The 23,771-nt window shown below is 68.2% G+C and carries 19 protein-coding genes and 1 pseudogene; 9 read left to right on the top strand and 11 right to left on the bottom strand.

Going from position 1 to position 23,771, the window contains the following annotated elements; translation table 11 throughout:
• Positions 1-754 precede the first annotated feature (754 nt).
• From ACFVT1_RS30900 to ACFVT1_RS30890, 3 genes and pseudogenes are all read right to left on the bottom strand, one after another.
• Positions 755-1,306, bottom strand: a complete 552-nt coding sequence (locus tag ACFVT1_RS30900) for a YciI family protein (RefSeq protein ID WP_389801219.1) — start codon at positions 1,304-1,306, stop codon at positions 755-757.
• A gap of 168 nt (positions 1,307-1,474) precedes the next feature.
• Positions 1,475-1,669 (bottom strand): annotated as a pseudogene (locus ACFVT1_RS30895) (hypothetical protein); the annotation flags it as partial.
• A 429-nt stretch (positions 1,670-2,098) separates the two neighbouring features.
• Positions 2,099-2,746, bottom strand: coding sequence for a hypothetical protein (locus ACFVT1_RS30890; RefSeq protein ID WP_389801218.1), 648 nt, complete (start codon positions 2,744-2,746; stop codon positions 2,099-2,101).
• Positions 2,747-3,048: 302 nt separating this feature from the next.
• Between ACFVT1_RS30890 and ACFVT1_RS30885 the strand changes: the two genes are divergently transcribed.
• The 3 genes from ACFVT1_RS30885 (at position 3,049) to ACFVT1_RS30875 (ending at position 5,450) form a co-directional block, all read left to right on the top strand.
• Positions 3,049-3,564 carry a hypothetical protein gene (locus ACFVT1_RS30885; protein ID WP_389801216.1) on the top strand — a complete coding sequence of 172 codons (516 nt, stop codon included), beginning with the start codon at positions 3,049-3,051 and terminating at the stop codon, positions 3,562-3,564.
• A 729-nt stretch (positions 3,565-4,293) separates the two neighbouring features.
• On the top strand, positions 4,294-4,710 hold the full coding sequence (locus tag ACFVT1_RS30880) for a hypothetical protein (protein ID WP_389801214.1): 417 nt from the start codon (positions 4,294-4,296) through the stop codon (positions 4,708-4,710).
• A 92-nt stretch (positions 4,711-4,802) separates the two neighbouring features.
• Positions 4,803-5,450: a class I SAM-dependent methyltransferase gene (locus tag ACFVT1_RS30875; RefSeq protein WP_389801213.1), complete on the top strand. Its 648-nt coding sequence runs from the start codon at positions 4,803-4,805 to the stop codon at positions 5,448-5,450.
• A gap of 872 nt (positions 5,451-6,322) precedes the next feature.
• Here the strand turns inward: ACFVT1_RS30875 and ACFVT1_RS30870 are convergent.
• The 4 genes from ACFVT1_RS30870 to ACFVT1_RS30855 all read right to left on the bottom strand — a co-directional run bounded on the left by ACFVT1_RS30870 (position 6,323) and on the right by ACFVT1_RS30855 (position 11,226).
• The gene (locus ACFVT1_RS30870; RefSeq protein WP_389801211.1) at positions 6,323-6,637 is read right to left on the bottom strand and encodes a hypothetical protein; all 315 of its coding nucleotides are present in this window, start codon (positions 6,635-6,637) and stop codon (positions 6,323-6,325) included.
• A 425-nt stretch (positions 6,638-7,062) separates the two neighbouring features.
• Positions 7,063-7,791 carry an SDR family oxidoreductase gene (locus ACFVT1_RS30865; RefSeq protein ID WP_389801210.1) on the bottom strand — a complete coding sequence of 243 codons (729 nt, stop codon included), beginning with the start codon at positions 7,789-7,791 and terminating at the stop codon, positions 7,063-7,065.
• Between the two features lie 926 nt (positions 7,792-8,717).
• On the bottom strand, positions 8,718-9,491 hold the full coding sequence (locus ACFVT1_RS30860) for a LuxR C-terminal-related transcriptional regulator (protein ID WP_389801209.1): 774 nt from the start codon (positions 9,489-9,491) through the stop codon (positions 8,718-8,720).
• A 31-nt stretch (positions 9,492-9,522) separates the two neighbouring features.
• Complete coding sequence (locus ACFVT1_RS30855; protein ID WP_389801208.1) at positions 9,523-11,226, bottom strand: amidohydrolase; 1,704 nt, start codon at positions 11,224-11,226, stop codon at positions 9,523-9,525.
• 458 nt (positions 11,227-11,684) lie between these two features.
• On the opposite strand from ACFVT1_RS30855, the gene ACFVT1_RS30850 reads away from it, so the two are divergent.
• The gene (locus ACFVT1_RS30850; protein WP_389801206.1) at positions 11,685-11,876 is read left to right on the top strand and encodes a PqqD family peptide modification chaperone; all 192 of its coding nucleotides are present in this window, start codon (positions 11,685-11,687) and stop codon (positions 11,874-11,876) included.
• A gap of 296 nt (positions 11,877-12,172) precedes the next feature.
• Positions 12,173-12,658, top strand: a complete 486-nt coding sequence (locus tag ACFVT1_RS30845) for a hypothetical protein (protein WP_389801204.1) — start codon at positions 12,173-12,175, stop codon at positions 12,656-12,658.
• A 158-nt stretch (positions 12,659-12,816) separates the two neighbouring features.
• On the opposite strand, the gene ACFVT1_RS30840 is transcribed toward ACFVT1_RS30845, so the two are convergent.
• Together ACFVT1_RS30840 and ACFVT1_RS30835 are read right to left on the bottom strand one after the other, a co-directional pair.
• Positions 12,817-14,034 (bottom strand): hypothetical protein, encoded by a 1,218-nt coding sequence (locus ACFVT1_RS30840; protein ID WP_389801202.1) that lies wholly within the window; start codon positions 14,032-14,034, stop codon positions 12,817-12,819.
• Positions 14,035-14,113: 79 nt separating this feature from the next.
• Positions 14,114-14,422, bottom strand: a complete 309-nt coding sequence (locus ACFVT1_RS30835) for a chaplin family protein (RefSeq protein ID WP_389801200.1) — start codon at positions 14,420-14,422, stop codon at positions 14,114-14,116.
• A 394-nt stretch (positions 14,423-14,816) separates the two neighbouring features.
• On the opposite strand from ACFVT1_RS30835, the gene ACFVT1_RS30830 reads away from it, so the two are divergent.
• From ACFVT1_RS30830 to ACFVT1_RS30820, 3 genes are all read left to right on the top strand, one after another.
• Positions 14,817-15,293 carry a nuclear transport factor 2 family protein gene (locus tag ACFVT1_RS30830; protein WP_389801197.1) on the top strand — a complete coding sequence of 159 codons (477 nt, stop codon included), beginning with the start codon at positions 14,817-14,819 and terminating at the stop codon, positions 15,291-15,293.
• A gap of 652 nt (positions 15,294-15,945) precedes the next feature.
• Positions 15,946-16,068, top strand: a complete 123-nt coding sequence (locus ACFVT1_RS30825) for a hypothetical protein (RefSeq protein ID WP_389801196.1) — start codon at positions 15,946-15,948, stop codon at positions 16,066-16,068.
• A gap of 379 nt (positions 16,069-16,447) precedes the next feature.
• On the top strand, positions 16,448-16,852 hold the full coding sequence (locus ACFVT1_RS30820; protein ID WP_389801194.1) for a nuclear transport factor 2 family protein: 405 nt from the start codon (positions 16,448-16,450) through the stop codon (positions 16,850-16,852).
• Positions 16,853-17,475: 623 nt separating this feature from the next.
• On the opposite strand, the gene ACFVT1_RS30815 is transcribed toward ACFVT1_RS30820, so the two are convergent.
• On the bottom strand, positions 17,476-18,069 hold the full coding sequence (locus ACFVT1_RS30815; RefSeq protein WP_389801272.1) for an isochorismatase family protein: 594 nt from the start codon (positions 18,067-18,069) through the stop codon (positions 17,476-17,478).
• A 622-nt stretch (positions 18,070-18,691) separates the two neighbouring features.
• Between ACFVT1_RS30815 and ACFVT1_RS30810 the strand changes: the two genes are divergently transcribed.
• Entirely contained in the window at positions 18,692-19,165 is a 474-nt protein-coding gene (locus ACFVT1_RS30810; RefSeq protein WP_389801192.1) for a hypothetical protein, read from the top strand.
• 787 nt (positions 19,166-19,952) lie between these two features.
• Here ACFVT1_RS30810 and dnaE read toward each other — a convergent pair.
• Entirely contained in the window at positions 19,953-23,549 is a 3,597-nt protein-coding gene (gene dnaE / locus ACFVT1_RS30805) for a DNA polymerase III subunit alpha (protein WP_389801191.1), read from the bottom strand.
• Positions 23,550-23,771 lie beyond the last annotated feature (222 nt).

Here is a 23,771-nt window from a genome sequence, read left to right as displayed (position 1 = left end):
GTCGGCCGGCTGTGCCGTGGCCCCGGGCAGCCCTGCGCGTGACAAGTTGTTGTCTTTCCGGTCGTGCGGTCGTTCTGGATCGCACGGAGTGCTGGACCGGGTGAGTTCGCCGCCGTGCACGCATGCAGGAAGGGCCTCCTGGTAGCTCGCGGCTGTTGAAGCCGGAGCGAGAGGGAGGCCCTTGTTGTTGCAGTCTTGCGTGGTCACCTTGGTGGAGTCCGGCTCGTCCACCTCGGGGTGTGACTGTCTCGCCCACAGATTGGGGAACGCGGCCGATCAGCCCGACCGGGGACCGCGCGTTGAGGAAACGACCCCTCTGACACGACGGGAACTTCAACGGCCAGGATGAGGCTTCCCGAAAAGCAGCAGGTCACGGCTCTGTGGAATGACGCCGGATCCGAGATCCCGCAGCCGGGTAGCGGACCGGAGCGCCGAGGAAGGGTGCCAACCGTCTGACCAGGGGTCGGAGCGCGGCCGGGCCACCGCACCGCACCCCGAGCCTCACGCCGGTGCCCAGGGCGTCGCACGTGGATCACGGGCAGGCCTTCCGGGGTGGAGTTGGGCGGTGCTGTCCGGGGTGCGGGCGTGCAGCTCGGTGTGAGGGCCTCGGTCCCCATGGACTGAGGGAAACGGAAGATCCTTCAGCGTGAACCCAGTCAAAGGCTGATGCATCCGCGGGTCCACCGGTGCGCGTACGAGGGCGCTGAGCGATCCGAAGGACTTCGGCGGCAACTTCGGCCTGGACGTCCTCGGTTCAGGACGACCGCCCGCCGAACTGCCAGTTGTGCACCTCGATGTCCGCGTACCTGTCCGGGGTGAGGATGGCGCGTGCCGTTTCCGGGTCCGGTGCCCGGACCAACGCAGCGGTGCCCAGCCAGGCGTCGCCGGTGTCGGACAGCAGAGGCCCCCAGGCGATCAGCTCGTCCTGGTCGGGCGGCGCCGCGAGGTCGGCGGCCGGCCCCGTGCCGAAGCCGAGCACCAGGTACCGGCTGCCACCGGTCCGGCCCCCGGGGAAATCCCACATGGTGCGCCCCAGAGTGTTGCTCCACCGTCGCAGCAGCACGTCCCGGTAGACGCCGGCCTGGTAGCCGGGCTCGTCGAAGGCAAACGCGCGGGCGGCGACGGCATCGGGCAGGTCGACGATGTGCACGCTTCCGGTGGGTGTGCCGCCGGCCTCGGCGAGGGTCGGGCCCCGGGCGATCATCTCCTTCGCGTACCCGTCCATATAGGACCAATGCTCTTCCAGTAGCTCGTCGCGTAGCGCCAGGGAGCCGGACCGGTCACGGTGGTAGCAGAAGAACTCCATGCCCATATGATCTCTTCAAGGAGATTCCCAGGTCGAGCGGGTTTCACTGCGCTGGTTGCTCGGCAGCCTCGCGCAGAAGCAACTGAAGCGTACGTGCCGACTCCGCGTAGCGGATGGCGGTCTTTCTCCGTCGATGCCGAAGACGACCGCGAGGCGCAGAGGTCGTTGCCGAGCCCGCAGGGCACCGAGCTTCGTGACCTTGGCCGTCCAACCGCCCGCGAGCTTGAAGGTCCCCGGTCCGGTGTGTCCGCCGCCCATCCAGGAGTGGACCTCGCCGCCCAGCGTGAGCACGACGAGCATGTCGTTGGCGTCGAGCCCGGCGTCGTACCCCTTCGTCTCCAGCGTGGCCAGAACCGAACCGCGCGGCGGGTCGTCGAGAGGGACACGAGGGTTCTCCTGAGCGAAGTAGCGGTGAGGACGCGCACGCCGTCCCCATTGCCTCCCGTCCAGGCACCGGGAGGCAATGGCCGCATGACCGTTCGCCTCGCCGTGCCCGGCCTGCGAGTTGATCGACACGTTCCGGGATGGTCGCCTTCATTCCGCGTCTGCGCAGGTAGGCGCGGAAGGAGCGGGCGGGGAAGGAGCGGGCGGGGAAGAACTCGCTACGGTCGTCTGGGAGCCTCGCGACTCAGACCGGGCATCGACGAAGCGGCTATGGACGGGCGTACCGCTGGGGTATTCCCACTGGAACTGAACGAGTCCCGGAAAATCGTATGGAACGGGTCCAGCAGGCGCAGCACTGTCCCGAACGGCCGCGGGGTATCGGGCGGAGGCTCATCCCCCTCGCCCTGCTCAGCTGTCGAACCAGACGACGAGTCTGACCGCCTCATTCCCGTGCAGATCCGCGAGCGTGCGCATGACCGTCCAGACGGGCTTCCACTGCCCGTCCGGAAGGACGACGTCCTTGCGCCTGAGGCGACCTATACGAAACAGCCGCTCGCCGTCGGACCATTCGGTGCCTTCGGGGAAGTGGAGGCCTGCCCTGCCGGCGATGTCCTCGGGGCAGCCGCAGAGATCGAGGAATGCTTGCGGGGCCCCAAAGTGCCGTTTGTAAAGCTGCCAGCCGCCGTCGGCGTCACGACGATGCTCGTGTACGTAGGGGTCCGGCTGCAAGGACAGCTCATCCCAGTCGACCACCGTGACTTCTGCCCAGCTGATCGAGGTTGCGCTGTGTCCCTCGTGGTCCTCGTACAGATCACGGACGCGTTTCGACACATCGTGTGGAAGGCCGCGGGCGGCTGCGACCGGTTCGAAGGCTTCGTCGTCAAGGATCCCGAAATCGTTGCGGACCCCGAAGAGACACCCGAAGGCGTCGTAGTCCCGCACGTCGTTCAGGTGATCCAGGTTGATGACGGCGTGCCAGTACGAGTCGTTCTCGTAGTCGCGAAAGCCACGGCGGCATTCGATGAAACCGTGTATGTCACACCCCATGCAGACCATCTTCGTGATCCAGGACAGGTTTCCGCCACCCAAAATTGAGCGGACGGCCTCCGGTCACCACATGGCTCACGGCACCTTCGACGCATTTCGCTCGTCCCTCGCGTGCCCGGGTCGGACACCGCTCACAGGCGCGGAGCAGGAAAAGACCGGGGCGTCCCCCGCGCACCCGGGTTGGCCGGCCTGTCCCCTATTGCATGCGGCGCGCACGGGGGCTTGGCAAGGAGGCAGAAGCAGGCATGTGAATCACCATGTGCCTCGGCTGTCGATCACCGTCGTGACCGGGCTTGGCCTAGGCTGAGCAAATGTTCGACAACGGCGCACCACCGAACGGCTCGGGCACTGAAGAACCTGGCGTTGACGCGGAGCTGCCCTCAACCCTGCATATCGCCGGGCTCGCGTTGACACGGACGGAGAGCCCTCCGTCACTGGCCTGCTGGACCGGCTACTTCCCGGAGCCGGCGGGCGCGGACCCTGCCGGGATATGTCTGGTCGTCGAGCCGGCCGCCCCGCCGGAAGAGTCCACCCTCCAACTCGCTCACGACGTTGTGAGCCGTTTCGGCGTCTTCGTCGACCAAGCTCTGGAGTACTGCCGCACCCGACTCCGGGAACGGCACTTTGAGCTCACAGCCGAAGAACTGAGCCGGCTGGACCTTCCAGAGTTGCCACTGGCAGTTCCCGAAGCAACGGTCTGGGACGACCAGACCTGGGCAATCCGCTTCGCCGAGAGCGGGCTCCGACTGGCGGACCCCTACGGAATCCTCGTCACCTTCCACGGAACACAGCCTGTCGACGTCCAGGGCCTCGACGGCGAGCAATGAGACGCACGTTCCGCGAGCCGTCCACCCCCAACTGCGGCACACTGTGCGCAGTCCCGGCCTGCTCAACTCGTGCACGCCGTAGGGCAGTGGCCTCGGTGTCCGCAGTCCGACGTCGGCGCCGGGCGCGGATCGCCTCTGTCGGGGACAACGCATCGTCCAGCATCGTCTCCGTGATGGCTGGGGCCGACCTACGACCGCATGCGCTATAGTTGATCTTGGAAGTTCGCCGCGACCTGCGGCAACTGACGCTGCGTTGGTGGTCCAAGGAAAGACGCCCCGCTTCCTGCGGGGAAATGCAGGTGCAAGGCCTGCCCAGCGCTCACTCGCGAGGCCCTTCCCCCGGTGGGGGAAGGGCCTCGTCACGTTCCCCGCACGCCCCGGAGAGCCTCCGCACAGCCAGCGCCCGCGAAGACCCCGCAACGACGACCGCGAGAGGCACGACGTCGTGATCTGCCAGGCCCGGCAAGGCTGGCCCACCTCTCCCTCGGCGGCGTCGACGCCGCTCTTGACCTGGATCACCAGGTCATCGACACGATCGGCGGTGTCGGCTCCGCCCGCACCACCAGCGCACTCGAAGAACCCTGCGGGCAACTCGCCGACCACAGACGCACTCCTTCCGTAGCCGGCTTCCCCCACCACGCGGCCCGATCCCGCTCGCTCCTGCCCGTCGTCACCATCAAGGCCGGCGGGGCTCCGGGGTGGTTTCGTCGATCTCCGACTGGCACGGTCGTGCTCTCGTGGCCCAGTCCCTCCGCCGCCGTACAGAGCGCAGCCAAAGCGTTCCTCGACTCGCTCGGCAACGCGAACGCGGCCTGCAACTACGGGACCGGGGTCGGCAAGACCGTCGAGTGGCTCGGCGAGACCCGCCCGCTCGCGACGGTCGCGGACGACGAGATCGGCGGCGTCCTCGAACACTTCTGGGACGAGGCTGCGGTCAACACCTGGAAGCCCGCCGGGCATCGGCGCTGTCGTGGCTGGACTGGTGCGGCAAGCACGCGTGCGACGGCCCGAAGGTGTCGGCATGGGCAAACCGGACGGCCCCGCCGGACTCAGAGGCCCCAGCCCGCTCAAAGGTGGCCCATTGACTCGCTGATCGCCCGCCACGACGCCCACCTGCGGGAGAAGACGCTGTGGCGGATGCTCTGATCTCTGAACCAGCGATATCCCGGGCGAACCGGCGGGAGACAGGATCATGATCCTCTCGGCTCGCCTCAGCGCCAGGAACTACTATCGCGTGCGTGATCGAACATGATGCCCTCAGTGCCACCCGCGAGGCCTACGACGCTGCCGCCCCCACCTATGCGCAGCTGTTCCGCGACACGCTGCGTGACAGTCCCCTGGACCGCGCGATCTTGAGTGCCTTCGCCGAGGCCGTGAGTGCGAGTGGGGACGGTCAGGTCGCGGACCTGGGGTGTGGTCCTGGCCATATCACCGCCTATCTTGACGAGTTGGGGCTGGCGGCGTTTGGCGTTGATGCCTCTCCTACGATGATCGAGCTGGCTCGACAGGCCTATCCGGGCCTACGGTTCGACGTGGGCTCGATGGCCGCGTTGAGCATCGCTGACGGCATGTTGGGCGGCGTACTCTCACGTTGGTCCATCATCCACACTCCGCCGCAAGAACTCCCCGTCGTCCTGGCGGAGTTCCATCGTGTGCTGGCACCTGGCGGCCACCTTCTGGTCGGCTTTTCGGCAAGCGATGACCCGTCTCACCCGACGCAGGTCTTCGACCACGCAGTCACGCCGGCCTATCGATGGTGGCCCGATCACCTCGCCGCGATGCTGCGCAAGTCCGGGTTGGCCGAGGTGGCCCGGTTGGTACGCGAGCCTCAGCCCACCGACCGACGGCAGTTCCAGGAGATCCAACTGCTCGCCCGCAAAGCCTAGGTAGGGGCTGACTGGCCGCACGCACGACCGCACCCAACCTGCCGGGCAGGGAGCCGACAGGTCCAGGCTTCGACTCACGATCAGGGCTCACCGCCCGCTCTCCGTACTTCGCCATCGGGGCGCAACCAAGCGGACGTTGGGATGATTCAGGGGTCGTCGGGTGCGGGCCGGTCTCCCGGACTCTTCGTGTTCCCGGCGTGAACCACCGTGGGGATGCAGAGATCAACAACGCTGTGGGGGCCGGACGGTGGTCGAACTGTGCGAGTTTCCCCTCAGCGCCGACGAGGCTGATCTTCAGTTCCTCGACATCGCCAAGCCATCCTTCGCGTTCGGCCTCGGCGATGCGGGCGTGAAGACTGTCGCGGATCTCGACGAGACGCATCCACTGGTCGGGGTCGGCGATCCTCGGTACGGACGGGGCGCTGGAATTGCAGCGGGTTCGGCTCCAGCCACTCGTTCTCGTGCCGGCCGTAGGCGCGGACCAGGGGGCCGGCGCCTGAAGCGTCGCGGACGCGGCAGATGATCGTGGTGCCCGCCCCAAACAGGATGTCCGGGCTTTCCGGCCGGTAACCCCGGGCCGGAAGGGGGGACAGTACGTGCGGCGGCCTGCCCGGTCTGCTCGGCGTGATGAGCCAGCAGCCCACGGATCACTTCCTCCTTGCGGGCGGGGGTGAGGTAGAACTGCGCCGTTACCAGCTTCCTGTGCCCGAGGACGAATCGCAGTTCAGCGAGCGGGAGATTCGGATCCTCGGCCATCCGATGGGCTGCGGTGTGCCGCAGGGCGTGCAGTGTCGCAGTGGTGCCGGCCTTGGCGTTGGCGCGCTCGAAGACCGGTGGGCGGCGTGGGGGGGTAAGCGGCCGGGACGGTTCCCTCAGCGTCCACCACAGCGGCACCCGCCGTCCTCGTGGGCCCGAGTGTCCTCCATATCCAGCTGGTAGAGCCGCAGCCACACGAACGCGTCGGTCGAGGCAGGAAACTCCCGGACCTCCCCGGCGCCCTTCCGCACCACCGCGATCAACCGCCGTCCCGGATCAACTCCACCCTGCCACGCGGTCAGCAGCTCGCTGGCGTGGGTACCGGTGGAGATGGAGAAGGCGACCAGGACCCGGTCCCGGCGCGAGGACAGGCGCGCAAAGATCTCGCTGAACTCCGCGTCCGGGACGCTGCGTGGCTCCCGCTTGGGCACCGTTGGCCGGTAGAGCCCGGTGCGCTTGTTGCGGGGCGGATCCAACGGGTTGCGATGCGCGTGAGCTCGTCGACCCCGGCGGGAACGGTCCCGTGGGAAGGGATTGAGTACCGAGCCGGTGCCCGCGCCGCGGTGAAAGTCGCAGAAGGTCCGCAGGACCGTCTCGCTGTGCGTACGGACCGAGGGGCGGCATACGGCTTCCCGCCCGGCTTCCACTGCCCGACATGGTCGGCCAGACGGCGCCAGTGCGGGCGCGGGCCGAGGCGGCGACCCGGCCACCCATTGCCGTAGCCAGCGCGCTTGTGCCGGAGCTACTGGAACCCGTGGATGCCCGGCCGGTAGTCGCGCTCCGCCGGGCTTCGACGCTGCCGGCTACTCGAATCGTCCGCGCCCGGCCGAACCGGAAGCCGAAGGACGCGAGCGCTTCAGGAAAGCCAGTCGGCGTAGCGGGTGGGGGCGAGGTGGGCGTCCCTGTCGGTGAGGACGTCACCCCTCACAACGGAGAACATGCCGGCGGTGGGGTCGGTGACAACGGTGCGGCGGTCGGACTTGTGGGACAAGGTGATACGGCCCAGATCGTCCAGAGGAAAGACCTCGGGGCCGGCGATGTTGCGAATGCCCTTCAGTGGGGCCCCCGCGGCGACTTCCGCCACCGCGTCGGCCACGTCCTTGGCGGCGATCGGCTGGATCGGCGTGGCGGGCAGCCGGACGGTGTCGCTGTCGGCAGTCCAGGAAAGGACCGCGTCGATGAATTCCATGAACTGCGTCGCGCGGACGATCGAGTAGGGAATCGGTCCGGCCGTGAGGATGTCCTCCTGAAGCGCCTTGGCCCGGTAGTAGTCCAGCTCAGGCACCTGGTCCACGCCGACGATCGAGAGAATGACGAAGTGACGGATGCCCGCCTTCTGTGCCGCGGCCAGAAGGTTGTCCATTGAGGTACGGAAAAAGGCCGGGGACGCTTCGTCGAAGGTCGGGGAGTTCGTCAGGTTGACGAGGACATCGGCCCCCGCCACCGCCTCGTCCAGCCCCTGGCCACTGATGACGTCGATTCCGGTGGACTGTGAGTGCGGTACCGCCTCGTGCCCGGCGGCGTTCAGATTCTCCACGACCTGTGACCCGATCAGCCCGGTACCACCGATGACCGCGAATTTCATAACATCCCTTTCGTCGGATACATCCGTAATATGGCACACAAATCCTATGCAGGCGTTTGGCCTGATGCCGTGGTCATGGCTCCGGCCGACGTGTTGCTCAACTGGTCGGCTGCCACGCTCAATGGCCGGCCGAAGCGGCCGGCCACGGTTATCTCATTGCGCGGTAGTTGTCGTCTTCGCGTGCACCAACCTGCAAGTTCCCTTGAACGGAGCGCCCTGTTGGCTCCCCTACCGGTCTCGCCGAGCGCGTCGATGGTCACGGTGTAGGAGTGCTGCAACTGAGCGGTGATCCGCGCTTCGCGCAGAAGACCGGGCGCGTGCGTCGTCGCCGCGGCTTCCACCACCGGCGAGCGGGGAGATCACCTAGACGGCCGCGGGCCGACCCGATGTCTCGTCCTGGGCCTCCCCCACCGGGCCCATGCCACCCACACTGGGCCCCTGCCGCCCTCTCCGGGCTGTCACACCACCCCGTAGCGGTCCCCGAGAAGCTCATCTCGCACGCCACGCCTCCCCGCTTCGAGCTTGTACCTCCTGCCACGTACCCGCCCGGTGGAGATCACGACACGATCGCGGAGGCCATGCTCCCGACACTCAGAAACCCGCCACATAGCAGGCCCGTTCACCAAGGCCATCACCCGGGCCGAATCGGAAGGCAGTCGGGTGCCCACCAGTGATCCTGGCGACCACAAGCACGCTATGCGGCAATTGCCGTACCACGGCTCAACGGAGGCGTGCCCGAGCATGTGATTCGACGGGTTGGGCACGGCGCGGACAGCACGTACGGCGGCACAAGATCGTCCAACCCGCGGGCGTGCGCCCCCAGCGGCCCTGCCTCAACCCTCTGTTGCCGCTCCAGCAGGTGAGGGCGCGGGGTGGCCCTCAGGGGGACGTCCGCGGTCCAAGCGTTTCGCGCTGCCGGACTCGGGTCAGCGGGAGGGTTCGATTCCCCAGGCGGCGGCTCGGGCGGCGGCGGCCGCGCGGTTGGGGAGGTCGAGCTTGGCGAGGATGTGCTCGATGTGGGTCCCTACGGTGCGCGGCGTGATGTACAGCCGCTCGGCGATCTCCCGGTTGGTGCGGCCGGCGGTCAGTTGGGCCAGCACCTGGAGCTCTCGTGGCGAGAGTCCGCCAGGCCGCCGCGAGCCCGGGTTCCGTGCGTCTGCGGCGATCTCCTCGGGCGGCGGGCCTGCGCAGGGGTCGACGGCCGCGGCGAGGGCCTCGGTGAGCAGGGTGACCACGGCGCGCGCCGGATCGGGCGCGCGCCGCGGCCTGCGGGTGCTGACGTTCAGCATGCCGACGTACCGGCCGTCGGCGGCGAAAAGGCACTGGGCCACGCCGTCCTCGATCCCGAGGGGAGACAGCACTTCCTGGAAGCCCGGGGATGCCGCCAGGAGATGCCAGGGGACGTCCTTGAGCCAGAGACCGCCTCGGGCCGGGCTGCGGAGCACGGGGAACACCGGGTCGTGGTGGAGGCGGGTCTCGATGTAGGCCGTGGCGTCGTCCGGGTAGCTCCCGGCCAGGGTGGTGTGGCGCCGGCGCAGCGGATCCCATTGGGCCAGGGAGGCGTGGTCGTACTCCATCACCTCCGACAGCGCCGCCAGGACCGTGTCGACGCCGGCCGCACCGCTCGTGGCGCTCCTGGCGGCCTCTCGGACGTGGACAGCCGCGTCCAGGATGTCCGCTCTGCTCCGCTCCCCTGCCATCCTCCCAGGATGATCATTTGTTCGGAATACGTCAATCGCGAAGGGTGTCGTGCACGACCTGCCCGTCCATGACGGTGAGGACGACGGGCATCTCCGGGATGTCGTGGGGGTCGGCGGTGAGCAGGTCACCGCCGAGCACGCAGAGGTCGGCAACCTTGCCCGGCTCCAGGGAGCCCTTCCAGTCGTCGGCGAAGTCCTGCCAGGCCGCGTCGATCGTGTAGGTACGGATCGCCTCGGCCAGGCCGATGCGCTGCTCGGGGCCGCTGACGCGGCCTGTGGCCTTGGACTCGCGCAGGATCATGGTGGCGACGCCCTGGCGCCAGTCCGGGTGCGTGACAGGGGCGTCGGACCCGCTCGCGACCCGTACTCCGGCGTCGATGGCGTCGCGGTAGGGCCAGGCGTACGCGGCCCGTTCAGCTCCGACGAAGTCCTCCTCCATGTCGGCGACGGTCCACTTGATGGTGGGGTTCATGTTGGCTCCGAAGCCGTGCCCGGCCAGCACCTTCATGCTGTGCTCGGTGAGGAGGTCGCCGTGGATGACGTAGTGACGGGCGTCGGGCCGCGGGTGCTCGGCCGCAGCAGCGGCGAAGACGTCCACAACGGTGTCGCACGCCCGGTCGCCGGTGACGTGGACGCCCAGCTGGTGCCCGGCGGCGTGGGCATGCCGGATGATGGCGTCGATCTCGGCGATCCGCTCGGCGTCGGTCTCGCCGCCGACGCACAGGGAGCCGCAGCCGCCGCCGATGTACGGCTCGTGCATCCAGGACGTCTTGTTGGGGACGATGCCGTCGGCGAAGATCTTGACCCCGTGGATCGCGAGGCGGCGAGGATCGGTGTCGCCGGACTCGCCGAGGGCGGTGAGGGTGCGGGCGAACTCCTCGGCGGTGCTGGCCATACCGGTGGGCAGGAGCAGGACACCGAGGCGGGCGGTCAGTTCGCCGTCGGCCAGCAGCCGGCGGTAGACGTCGAGGGTTTCCGCACCGAGCGCGCCCCGCATGATGCCGTCGCCGCCGGGGCCGAGTCCGGGCTCGGTGTAGCTGGTGATGCCGAGCCCGGCGAGTGTGGCGAGGTTCGACCTGATCGCGTCGGTCCGCTCCTGCCGGCTGAGCGGCGGCAGCGCGTTCTGGATGAGGGCCTGGGCCCCTTCGTGGAGCAGCCCGGTCGGCTCCCCGTCTTCGTCCACGACGATGGCCCCGCCGGGCGGCGCGACGGTGTGCCGGCCGATCCCGATGAGCTCCAGTGCCTTGGAGTTGACCCAGGTGGCGTGCCCGGAGAAGGAGTACAGGACGACGGGGTGGTCCGGGCTCACGGCGTCGAGGTCGTGCCGCGAGGGCAGCCGCGACGAATCGGAGACGCACTCGTCGAGGTAACCGGTGTCCCAGCCGTGCCCCGTGATCCACTGCCCGCCCGGAACCCGCCCGACGGCCTCCCGTACCTCCTCGGCCACGTCCGCGAGGGAGGACACGGCGGGGTGGCTGAGGTCGAGGGAGAGCGGCGGCGTCGACATGCCGAAGGCGCATCCGTGCAGATGGGAATCGTTGATACCGGGAAGCAGCGTCGCCCCCTGCAGGTCGACGACGCGGGTGTCGGATCCGACGAGCGGCGCGACGTCGTCCCGCCCGCCGACGGCGCTGATGACCCCATCGGTCACTGCCAGGGCCGAGGCGACGGAGAATTCCGCATCGACCGTGACCACTCGCCCGCCGAGAAACACCAGATCCGCATACGTGTCCACAAAAGGTCCTTTCGAAAACCGGGCGCACCACGGCCACCCGTGAACGCTCTCCCGAGGACTATGGCCAGGCCCCCGCTCCCCGCACATCGGTCATCCCACCGATACGCGCTCTCGCCGTGGGAGGCTGACGCCTCGTACTCGGGATCGTGTCGGGCTTCGGGCAGGCAGGGGGCGAATCGCGCTTCGCCGTGGGCGCCCCGGGCACAGATGTGGGCGGTGGCGACGAGCGCGCGGTCGTCGGAGACGTAGCGGAGGCTTGGCCGACGCACAGCGAGCACTCGTCGACTGCGGCAACGTGGTGCGGGGCATCGAGGGTGGTGCGCTCCCTGCCGCTCCACCCGGTTCCGACACTGCCCACGCACCACGGAGTGTTCTCGTGCTACTCCCGCACCAGGAACGCGCCGAGGAGACCAGCGAGCCGGCCGCGGCCGGGCACCCACCCCCCGACGATCACCTCGATGGTCCTGCTCGACGAACGCGACGGCCGCTACTGGCAGCTCAACTCCACCGGCGCCACTGTCCTCCAGGCACTCCTCGACGGCGCCGGCCCCCAGCAGATCGCCGACCGAAAGAACCGCTGGTCAGTCGGCACGACGCGCTACGGTACAAGCCGCGAGACCCTACCGGGAGGCGGCCCGGCCGCCGGCTAGGAGACAGACCAGGGGCAACCGGCCACCGCCCGTATCCCGATCCTCACGCCTGGCCCGCGCCAGCGCATCCGGATGCGGCGGATGCGCTTGCTGTCACCCAGGTGGAGTTTGGTGCAGGGGGCCACTTGGTGGTGGAGGTGCTGACCGGGCCCAGGGTGCGGTGAGCGTCCACGTGGGCGCGACACGGGCGACATCCCGCGTGTGCTTCGAGCCTTGGGTACAGCGGCCAACCCCTGGACAGTGGGGTTACTCCTGCTTCTCCCGGTCGGTGGCCTGGTGGCGGGACCTCAGGACTTGTGGAGGTAGCTCGATCTGGCGGAGCGATTGCCGCCCCCGGCGGACATGGGGCCGAGCAGCCGCGCGAGTGCAAGCCCTACCCCGACGACCGCTGGAACGAGGGCTGCACCAACACCTGGAAACTCAGGGAGGAGATCGTCCCGCTCGGTCACAAGGGCAGCCACGGCCTCGTCAGCGCCTACATCAGGAAGAAGCGCACGTCACCCCGGCCGATCACCGCACAGCCCCCGGCACCCCGCCTGATGGCCGGATGCACTCTCAGCCGCCCGGAAGCACTCCCGAAGACCGGACAACTCCGACTCAAGGCGGTCTTGGCCAACTGTCCCGAGTTCGACACCCTCACTGCCACCTCCGGTCCTTCGCCCGGATGCTCGCCGAGCGCCGGGGCGAACGGCTCCCTGAGTGGCTCGGCGCCGTCCGCCAGGACGACCTGCCAAGCCTCCGTAGCCTCGCCGCGGGCATCGATCGCTGCCGCGGCGCTGTGATCGACGGTCTGATCCTGCCCTGGAGCTCGGGCGTGTTCGAGGGCCGCGTCAAACCGATGTCCAGACGCCGCGGGCTTCAAGTGAGCCTCGGGCTTCAAGTCAACGGAGCCACCGTGGCTCCTGCTGAAACGAGAAGCCGTGCCATCCGGTGGTGAGGATCAGCGGGAGCCGACCACGGCAGCCGACGTACGTGCGGCAAGGAGGAGATCCTCGTAGGTGTGGTGGTGCCGGGTGGTGGTGCGGTGGTGCAGCAGGTCGGCCGCGCGGACGTGCTGACCGGCGTCGACGAGGGCGCGGGCGAGGGTGTCCTGGATGATCTCGCGCTCGACCCGCACCCCGCCGATCCCTTCCGCTTTCTCGCCCAGGTCGGTCAGCAAGTCCACCGCGACGCGGGGGCGGCCTGCGGTGACCTCCGCCAGAGCTTGCACCACGGGGGCCAGGACATCGCGGAAAACGGGGCGTTCGTCGGCGGCAGCCCTGCGAGCCAGGATGCGCAGGTCGTCGGTGGCCGCCTCCACGGCCAGGGCCAGCGCGAGGTTGAAGGTGTGGAAGACCTCCGCCATCCCGCCCGGTGCGGCGAGCAGTTCCCGGACCAGGTCCGGGTCGCTTCGGCCGGCCGGTGACTGGCCGACCAGGAGCAGGCGCCAGTTCGTGGCGGCCCGCATGCCGACATCCGTACGCGCCAGTGCCGTGTCCGCCCGCCGGCGCGCGTCCGGGAAGTCGCCGCAGGCGATGGACTGCAGTGCGGCGTGCCAGTTCAGATGCCGTGACTGCACCGCCTGCGGGTCCGCCCGGAGCCACTGGTCCAGGAAGTCGCCGCAGGCGCGTCCGGTTCCCCACTCATGCTCGGCGTGCGCGAGGGCGTGCGCGGCCACCCCCGAGCGGGGATACAGGGCCAATGCCTGCTCGGCCAGCTCGTGCGCCTCCCGTACCCGGCCCTGCTCCGCCCTGGCCGACGCCAGCCAGCTCATCCACGGCCAGCTCTCCGGGCCGGCCAGTGCCGCCTGCTCCTCCATCAGAGCATCGCCGTGCGCACGGTAGGCGGTGTCCCCGCAGGAGGAGAACGCGCCCAGCATGAGCCCGGCCAGTTCGTCAGCGGGCCACCGGGCGAAGTGCCCCGCCAGGTGATCGGCCGTCAGCCGGTACTGCCGGTGCGTGTGGAGGAACACCGCGTACACCAGACTCGCCTCCCGCTCCCCGACGGCCAGCGCGTCCCGGTGCGCGACCACCAGCTGCTCTTTCAGAACGGCGTCGTCCCACCGGTCTCCGGTCGCCAGCGCCAGCAGCGCACGCGCCACACCACAGCCCGGATCCCAGCCGACCCACTGGCGCAGCAGAGGAAGCGTCCGCCCGCTCAGGGACAGCAGTGCATCCACCGCCCGCTCCTCCACCGGCGTACTCGCCGCTGCCCCACTCACCGCCGTCCGGCCGGTCACCCGCCGTTCACCGTCCCGTTCACACGCTTGACATGAACAAGGCTGTGCAGATGATGCCGCTGTTGCCGCATTGGTTGCGCGGCAGGCTCAACGGCAAGCCGGTCTGATTGCCGCTGCCCACCCCGCTCCCGGCCACCGTGGCGCCCACAGCCCGCGCACCGCCCTGGCTGGCGCAGGTGTTGCCGAACACCGCGTTCCCGACCCCGATCACGCCCGCGTGAGCAGCACCGGCCGGAAACAACGCCGCCCCCGCCACCGCACCCAGCACCGCGGCCCGCACACCCACGCGTCCCGCACCACCGCCCGTACCCCACGTCTCCGTACCCATCGCGTTCCTCCTTCATCCGGGACCGCATCCCGGTACCCGTGCGGTCACGCCGGCCGGACGAACCCGGACCGCACACCCACCAACGAGAGGACCCGGCTTCCGACACGCAGCCACCACTCGCGCTCGCGTGGGACAGGTCGCCGAAATGATCCGCGAGTTGGCCGCGAGCCCACGCCCCATCACCCGGAATCAGGGCAACGGACCTGTGGGTTCGAGCTGCAGAGCCTCGCGGTTGCCCGAAGTCTCGGGCTTCTGCGCCCCCCGGTACTGGTGGGCTCGTGCATTGAACTGTCGCCGACTCCCTGGTCCTCGGATGGGTGTCCTTGACGGACAGTGACCGGGGAGCTCGGAAAAGCGTTGTCCCGCATCGGGGCGGCACTGATAGGAAGTGAAGATGATCGGTGAAGCGATTGGCCCCATGGACCGCCTGCTCGCGGAGCGAGCCTGCGAACGCCTGATCGTCGACTTCGTTCGCCGCCTCGACCTTGGAGACCCTGGTTCGGTACCGGATCTGTTCACCGCCGACGGGGTCTGGGAGTGGCCCCACGGGGGCCGCCGCATCGAGGGCCGGGAAGCGTTGCGCGCATACTTCGGCTCTCGGCCGGCGGACCGCTTGTCGCGTCGCATGATGACGAACATCCTGGTCACGGTGGACTCTGCAACGACGGCGACGGCGACCTCGTACCTGGCGACCTACCGTGTCGACGGCTACGTCGACGGGATGCTCCCGCCGCGGCTCCCCGTCAACGTCGGTCACTACGAGGACACATTTCAGAAGGTCGACGGCGAGTGGCTCCTCGCCACCCGAGCTGTGTTCCTGCCCTTTGGCCGCGATACGGAGCGTCTACCCACCTCGCCTCCTGACTCATGAGAGCGGACTGCCGCGGGGGCGGGGTCCAACCTTTTGGTGCCTCTTGGTGCCTCGTTGCGGAGCCGGGTGGTGGTCTTGTCGTGGCAACCGAGAGCGTCCGCAACGACGCTGGCGGGCAGTTCGAGGGGTTGCTGCCGGATGGCTGCGCCGCGAGCGGCTGCGGCCGGGACCCCGACCTGGTTCAGGAGTGCGGACAGGTGGTCGGGGCAGGCGGGCTGTCCTGCCCGGCGGCCGGGGATCCAGCGGGATGCGGGGTTGGTGGCGGTGTTCATGCTGTCGCGGTTTGCGATGTGCTCCAGCAGCAGGGGCAGCGACCGGTGCGGGAACGGGCGAGGCCGGTTCTCCGAGCCGCAGCGGCACCATGTCGCCGTCGCAGATGACGTCGTCGACGCCGAGCCGCACAATGCGGCTCACGAGCTGCGCGTAGAGGAGCACGATGACTCCGGCGACGCGGAGACGCATGGGTGTCTCCGCGTCGGTCAGCAGTCGGCCAAGGGCGCCGAGGCGCTCGACCTGGCTCAGCGCGGCTCGCCGGGGAAACTTCATCGCGGGGATGGAGAGGGTGCGTCGGTAGTGGCGGCTCTGCATGGCCCGGTTGAGGAAGGCTCTCAGACAGGTGCGGCTGTGTTCGGTGTCACCCGGTCGGTGGGGCGTGGCAGAGCCCGTGCCCGGCGGCTCCGTCATCCGCGAGTACCTGTACGAGCACCGGGCGGCGGCCGCTGTCACCGAAGGCGCCCTCATCCCCGTCCCCCGCAAGGATCGGACGGGGCGGTAGGGGCCGCGGGCCTGTGGCCGCCGGTCTGGACGGACGACACCCATCCGGGCCGGCGCCGGCCCCAGACCGGCCGGTCCGTGAACGTTCCGGGCGAAATCGTGGAGATGGCGCACCCGCTGTACACCTCCCCGGAGCTGCCCTACGAGGTCCTTGTCTGCAATGCCCATCACTGCGTCGTAGACGAGACCCACTACAACGGCGCACCGTCACGGGGGGACGTGGGGATGGTGCACGAACCAGGAAAGCCAACTCGCCGCGTCGGGCGGTCTACGCTGTCACCGTTGCCCATTACGTTCAACGGCCGAGCGTCCTGGGAGGAAGCCTTGAAGCGTTCCCAGGTCGCCCAAAAGCTCCGGCCGCCTGCAGAAGGGACAATGCGATGGATCCTGATATCCGCACCAGGGCCGCACTCGAAGAACACTGGCAGGCATCGGAACGTGGGGACACCGAAGCCGAGCACGCCATCTACGCCGCGGACGCGATCCTCGACTACCCCCAGTCTGGTGAACGGTTCCGGGGCCGCGCGACGATTTCGGCGCAGCGTGGGGGGCATCCGGCCGATCGGCACTTCACCGTCCACCGGATCCTTGGCAGCGGGGATCTGTGGGTGAGCGAGTGTGTCATCACGTACGACGGGGTGCCCACCTACTCGGTGAGCATCATGGAGTTCGCCGATGGGCACGTGGTGCGCGAGACGCAGTACTTCGCGGACGCCTTCGGTGCACCTGAATGGCGGACGGCACTCGCGGAGCCGATGCCGAGCAGGAATATCACCAAGGCTTGATCCAGGGCCGGCCCGGCTCGTTGTGGCTTCCCCGACCGTGCACCGCGTACGGCACGCTTCCGTCTGGCCCGGCTCCCGCTCCTGGGCCGGGCGACCGGCCGCGTCATACGCCGCTACGAACACGACCGGCCCGACGCACTCGTGCACGTCGACATCAAGAAGCTCGGCAACATCCCGACGTCGGCGGCCACAAGACTCTCGGCGTCACCACCTGCGCATCGCTGCTGCCACCGGCACAGCCATCACCCCACCACAAGCTCTCGTGTGCATCAACAACACGAACGGCCAAGCGACTGCCTGCTCGTCGCGGCGGGTGGAGGCGATTTCGCCGCCCTGGTGGGCGAAGGCCGCGGTGACGGCAACAACCGCCCGAACGGAACGCCGGTGACACGCGAAAGCCAGTCCTGGCGACACTCCGCAGGCTCCGCCCACGCGCGGACCCGGTCACCTCACCTGCGGCCTTGCCCGAGCCACGCTGGACACCGGCGGGCGAACAACCGACGGGGGAATCTCCCACCCGGCCCGGCTCCCCGCGGCGAGCCCGGCGACGAGGTGGACACAGCCTCCGCCGGGCAGGCAGGACGCCGACGCCGATACAGGCGCGTCTCGAACCGGGGCCGGAACTATTCCGGTACCGGCGCCTCGCCGGATACCGCAATGCCTGCCTGCCGAAAATCGTTGAGGGCAGCAGCCGTTGTGCGCGGGGCGACCCCGACCGAGTAGTCGAGACGTACCCGTGTGCGGAATCCCGCCGCAACGGCGTCCAGCGCGGTCGCACGCACGCAGTGATCCGTCGCAATGCCCACCACATCAACGTCCTCGACCCCGCGGACGCGCAGCCAGTCCGCCAGGGAGGTTCCCTCCGTGTCCGCGCCTTCGAAGCCGCTCTTGGAGGCGCTGTAGGCACCCTTGAAGAAGACGGCGTGCACCTTGCCGTCCATGACCACGGGGGCGAAGTCCGGATGGAATTCGCTGCCGTCGTTGCCTGCCACGCAGTGGACGGGGAAGCTGTCCTGGAAGTCCGGGGTCTCGGAGAAATGGCTGCCCGGATCAATGTGATGATCCCGGGTGGCCACAACGTACTGGTAGTCGCGACCCGCGCTCTGCTCAACCAGATCGGCGATCTCCGAGGCGATCCGCGCACCTCCCGCGACCGGAACACTCCCTCCCTCGCAGAAGTCGTTCTGCACATCCACCACGATCAAGCCTCGGCCCATCACAAACACCTTTCACAACTGCGGAACACAGGAAAGAACCGGCGACCCGGACTACGGGCACCGCTGGTCTACGGGACGGTGGAATCGGTGATCAGGACCGCCGATTCAGCTTCTTCTCGAAGATCAACCATCCGGTCGGTCACATCACGGAAAGCCCTCGTGGATGCCTCCTTCGGCGCCCGGACCGGCAGAGTACCTGCGCGTCGAACGCCTCGGATCGAGCGTCTGGCAGTGGTGCTCCTCCGACTCGGTACCCGGTCAAGTCGGGCTGCGGGGACAACTGCGGCGGACACGCTCCGGAGAGCGGTGGCGGCACGCACCCGTCCACGTGACGTGATCATGAGTCAAGGGATAGCGGTCCGAGGCCGCTTCACGGGTGCATCCACTCGTTGGAGGGCGTGCCCTCTCCGCCATGCCCAGGCGTGCGCCGAGGGTGAAGCGGGCGGGGACGGCCCGGCGCAAGGTGTACATGCCGCCGACTCGAGGCCCGGCACGTTCGATGGCGTCGGCGACGCGGTCGGCGCAAGCAGTGTCGTCTCGGTGTTGAATTCGCTGGACCGTATGGGTGAGTTCGTCGCTCCGGACTGTCGCGGGCATATGCGAACTGCGTAGAACCGGGGTTGTGATCAAGAACCTCATTTGGCGCGGCCTCCCCGCGCTCACCCTCGCGGCCCTGCCCATCCTGGCCGCCGTCCCTCCCGCCGGCGCCGTGGCGAGCAGCCGTACCGTCCAGAGCACGCAGCCCCGAGAGTCCCTGCGGAGCGACTCACGCTTCTACGCGCCTTCAACCCTCGGCAAGAACCAGGCATGGACCTCCGGCAACGGCCGCACCATCCTGCGTGTTCAGAGCGACGGCAACGTCGTCGTCTACAAGGACAACCGCCCCGCCTGGCAGGCCCCGAACGTCTACCCCAACGCCGACCACCTCGTCATGCAGGAGGACGGCAACTTCGTCATCTACAACAGGGCGGGCAAGGCCATCTGGGCCGCCGGAACCTGGCACAAGGGCCGCTACCTGGCCGTCCAGGACGACGGCAACGTCGTTGTCTACAACAACGCCGACCAACCCGTATGGGCGACCAACACCGGCGACTGAGTGACACTCCCGTATGTGACAGGGCCCGGGCCAGCCGTCCGGGCCCTGTCTTCTCCCGTATTGATCGCCGCTGCCGCGAAAGCGCCCGACTTCTCGTGGCGGAACGACTGACGTTGCGCGGCATGCAGCATCCGTTTCAGACCTGTGACCCTGGCCCTGGCCCTGGTAGGCGCGGAGATGCTCCCCCGGCGATCGCCGGAACGGTGGACGGACGCCCGTACCCTCCTGTCGTCGGCGGGAGGAGCATCTGGGCCACGAAGCCGCAACACAACAGCATCGCCGTGAACGACCAGAAGGCCGGGAGCACGCCGAGCGCGATTTCCAGTAGCCCGAGCACGATCGCAAGGAGACCAGCAGGGACGGGTCCGGCCGTCGGCGCGGCGCCCAGCGGGCCACCGCCGCCGTCCCGCCCGCCCCCGTCGGCAGGCACAACCCTCTGCCTCCGGCTGTCGCGGAGAAGGACACCTCATGCGGCTGAGCCCTCAAGCGGAGAACGGCCCCCGGCGGAAGTCGGGTAGTCGATGCGGACACAGCCAGGGGAGGTGTGCGGGTGGTTGAGACGCCCCCTTACGAAGCCGGCCGTTCCTGATTGCCACGCCGGACGCTTGCACGCCTGGTCCTCTGCGATCGGGCCGTGGACATCGCCGATGGCGCCACGGGCGGGGCGGCGAAAGCCTACAGGCAGCCGGTGTGTGGGCAGCGGGCCACCGGCACCTCACGGCGTGGGCTGGGAGGGGTGCCACGGAGGTCCGCAGCGCGATATCGGCCGACTCGTCGGTCCTGGGCGTCATAGGAGGCCCACCCACGCGTCAGCCCCGAATGTGCCTTTCACGTCGGAGGCGACGGTGGTGGCATCCACCGTGGCTTGCAAGGCGTAGACAGTCGTCTTCCGTGCGCTGCGGACGCTGAGGTGGACTGGACTGTCGCCTGGGTGGTCCGCGAGGATTTGCTTCAGTTCTCGGACGGACTGCTCAGTGATCCGGTGGGAGGGAAGGGCAAGCCTCACCGGAGGTTTCCCGCCGTGTTCCGCGGAGGACACGTCCAGGACCGCGAGTTCCCTGCCGAAGATGTTCACGGTTCCATCCCGGTCTTCGATCTTTCCTTTGACGGAGATGACGTTGTCCTCGGTCAACGCGTGCTGCACGAGCTGGTAGGCGGAGGGGAAGAAGAGGACCTCGATGCCGACATCACGGTCCGCGAGGTTCACGATGGCCCAGGCGTTGCCCTGTTTGGTCATCTTGAGCTGGATGCCGGTGATCAGGCCGGAGAGCTGCACATCCCCGGCGGTGCGGCCGGAGGCGAGCAGTTCGGCGATGGAGCAGTCCCGGGCGCCGGAGAGGATGTGCTCGGCGCCGTCCAACGGGTGGGCTGAGACGTAGAGGCCGAGCATTTCGCGTTCGGTCGCCAGGAGCTGTCTGCGAGGCCATTCTGCTTCGTCGACGGGGAAGTCGAGGCCGAAGGCCGGTTCGCCGCTTCCTTCTCCGCCCAGATCTGCGAAGAGATCGTCCTGCCCGAAGCTTGCCGCTTTCTTCACCGGGATGATCGCTTCGATGGCTTCCTCGTGGATCGCGGTAAGGCCCTTGCGTGAATGCTGCAGGGAGTCGAAGGTGCCGGCCTTGATCAGGGACTCCACGGCCCTCTTGTTCAGTGCGGGCAGGTCGGCCTTGTCGAGGAAGTCGGAGAAGGAAGTGATTTTCCCTTTCCGGCGGCGTGCGTCGACGATGGCCTCGATGACGTTGTCGCCGACGTTGCGTACGGATCGCAGCCCGAACCGCACGTCATCGCCGATGGCGGTGAACTCCGCAACGGACTCGTTCACGTCGGGCTGGAGCACCCGGACGCCGTTCTTACGGGCGTCGGCGAGGTAGATCGCGGCCTTGTCCTTGTCGTCGCCGACGGAGGTGAGCAGGGCGGCCATGTACTCGGCCGGATAGTTGGCCTTGAGATAGGCGGTCCAGTACGAGACGAGGCCGTAGCCGGCGGTGTGGGACTTGTTGAAGGCGTAGCCGGAGAACGGGAGCATGACGTCCCACAGAGCCTTGATGGCTTCTTCGCTGTAGCCGTTGGCCTTCATGCCGTTGTGGAACTTGCCCCACTCCGCAGCCAGCACCTCCGGTTTCTTCTTGCCCATCGCACGTCGCAGCAGGTCGGCGCCGCCGAGGGTGTACCCGGCCAGTTCCCTGGCGATGGCCATGATCTGCTCCTGGTAGACGAGCAGATGGAAGGTGTTGCCGAGGATCGGCTCCAGTGCGTCGCGCAACTCGGGGTGGATCGGGGTGATCTCCTGACGGCCGGTCTTGCGGTGTGCGTAGTTGGTATGCGCGTTCGCCGCCATGGGGCCGGGCCGGTAGAGGGCGTTGACTGCGGCGATGTCCTCGAACCGGGTGGGTTCCATCTGTTTCAGCAGCACGCGCATGCCACCGCCGTCGAGCTGGAAGACACCGAACGTGTTGCCGTCGGCCAGCAGCCGGTACGTCTTGGCGTCGTCCAGAGGGATCACGACGGTGGACCGGTCGCCGTCCAGGGCATCCACGGTGGCCAGGCTGATGCCCCGGTTCTCGCGGATGTTCTCGATGGCCTGGTCGATGACGCCCAGATTCCGCAGCCCCAGGAAATCCATCTTGATCAGCCCCATGGCTTCGCAGGACGGATAGTCGAAGCCGGTGATCTTCACGCCGTCCGAGGCACGCATGTGCAGCGGGATGCGGTCGGTGAGCTTTGTCTTCGAAAGGATCACCGCCGCGGCATGCACGCCGGTGCCGCGGGTGAGGCCCTCCACCCCGCGAGCGGTGTCGAAGACCCGCCGCACATCCTGTTCGGCTTCATACATCTGCCGGATCTCGCCAGCCTCTCCATACCGCTCGTGGCAGGAGTCGAAGACGGCGGCCAGTGGGGCTGACTTGCCGTTCTGGTCCGGCGGGAGCGCCTTGGTGATCCGCTCGCCGTGGGAGTAGGGATAGCCCAGAATGCGCGAGGAGTCCTTGATCGCGTTCTTGGCCTTGATCTTGCCGAAGGTGTTCACCATGGCGGTGTACTCCTCGCCGTACTTCTCGGTGACGTAGCGGACCATCCGGTCGCGCTGACGGTCGTCGAAGTCGAGGTCGACGTCCGGTGGGTTGATGCGTTCGGGGTTCAGGAACCGCTCGAAGAGAAGGCCGTGCTCCAGGGGACACAGTTCGGTGATGCGGGTGGCGTAGGCAACGATGGAGCCGGTGGCCGAGCCCCGGCCGGGACCGAGGGGGATCTTGTTGTTCCGGGCATGGCGGCAGATGTCCGCCACGACAAGGAAGTAGGAGCTGAATCCCATGGGGCCGATGACCGTCATCTCGGTCTCGAAGCGGTCCATGACGTGCGGGGGGATCGGGTCCCCGTAGCGCATGGCCAGCCCCTTGAGGACCTCCTTGCGAAGCCACGATTCCTGGCTCTCGCCTCCGGGTACGTCCGGGAACTGCGGCATCTCGTCGACGTAGTCGAAGACCTCGTCGTAGGACTCGACGCGCTCGGCGATCAGCAGGGTGTTGTCGCAGGCTTCCGGAAGTTCCGAGAACAAGCTGCGCATCGCGGCCGCTGTCTTGAGGTAGTAACCGGAGCCGTTGAAGCGGAAGCGGCCCGGGTCGTCCTTGTTCTTGCCGACACCGATGCACAGCAGGCTGTCGTGGGCGTCGGCCTGGTCCTCGGTGACGTAGTGGGCGTCGTTGGTTGCCAGAAGGGGAATGTTCAGTTCCTTGGCCAGGCGCAGCAGACCTCCGCGGACCTCACGCTCGATGTCCAGGCCGTGGTCCATCAGCTCCAGGAAGTAGTTCTCGCGGCCGAAGATCTCCTGGTAGGCCCCGGCAGCAGCCTTCGCCTCGTCGTACTGGTTGAGCCTCAGGCGGGTCTGGATCTCGCCAGACGGGCAGCCCGTGGTGGCGATGATGCCGTCCGGCCGTTCAGCGATCAGTTCCCGGTCCATGCGCGGTTTGCCGGCAGGAAACTGACCCTGGTAGCTGGCCTGCGTGCTGAGCCGGAACAGGTTCCGCAGACCCTGGATGTTCCGCGCCCACATGGTCATGTGGGTGAAGCGGCCGCCACCGGAGACATCTTTCGACCCCTCACCGTCTGCGCTCGTAGCGCGACGGCCTCCCGGCCCCCAGAACTCCTGCTTCCGGACGAGACGCGAGGAAGGCGCCACATACGCCTCGATACCGATGATCGGCCTGATGCCCTCGAAGCCCTTCGCGACCTGCGCGAACTCATAGGCGCCGAACATGGTGCCGTGATCGCTCATGGCGATCGCAGGCATCCCCTGTCGGGCCACTTCGTCGAACATCGGCTTCAGCTTCTGTGCGCCGTCCAGCATCGAGTATTCGGTGTGATTGTGCAGGTGAACGAAGGAATCCGGCACGGGTGGGTCATCTCCGAGGTGAGTAGGAAGCCCCACCCCGGCAGAGACGCGATGGTGGCCTTGTCAATGGCCGACCGCACCGGCATCGGCACATGGGCGGACGACTCGAAACGTCGCGGTGCGGTCGCGCCGACGGAGCAGCCAACGGGTCGAACCCGCTGGTGTACGCGATCAGGCCAAGCCCTTGAAGCGCATCCGGCGGCCGCCCGGCAGCCGGGCAAC

It is taken from the genome of Streptomyces sp. NPDC057963 (assembly GCF_042887155.1).
Taxonomy (GTDB): Bacteria; Actinomycetota; Actinomycetes; order Streptomycetales; family Streptomycetaceae; genus Streptomyces.
This window is presented reverse-complemented; position numbering and strand designations above follow the sequence as displayed.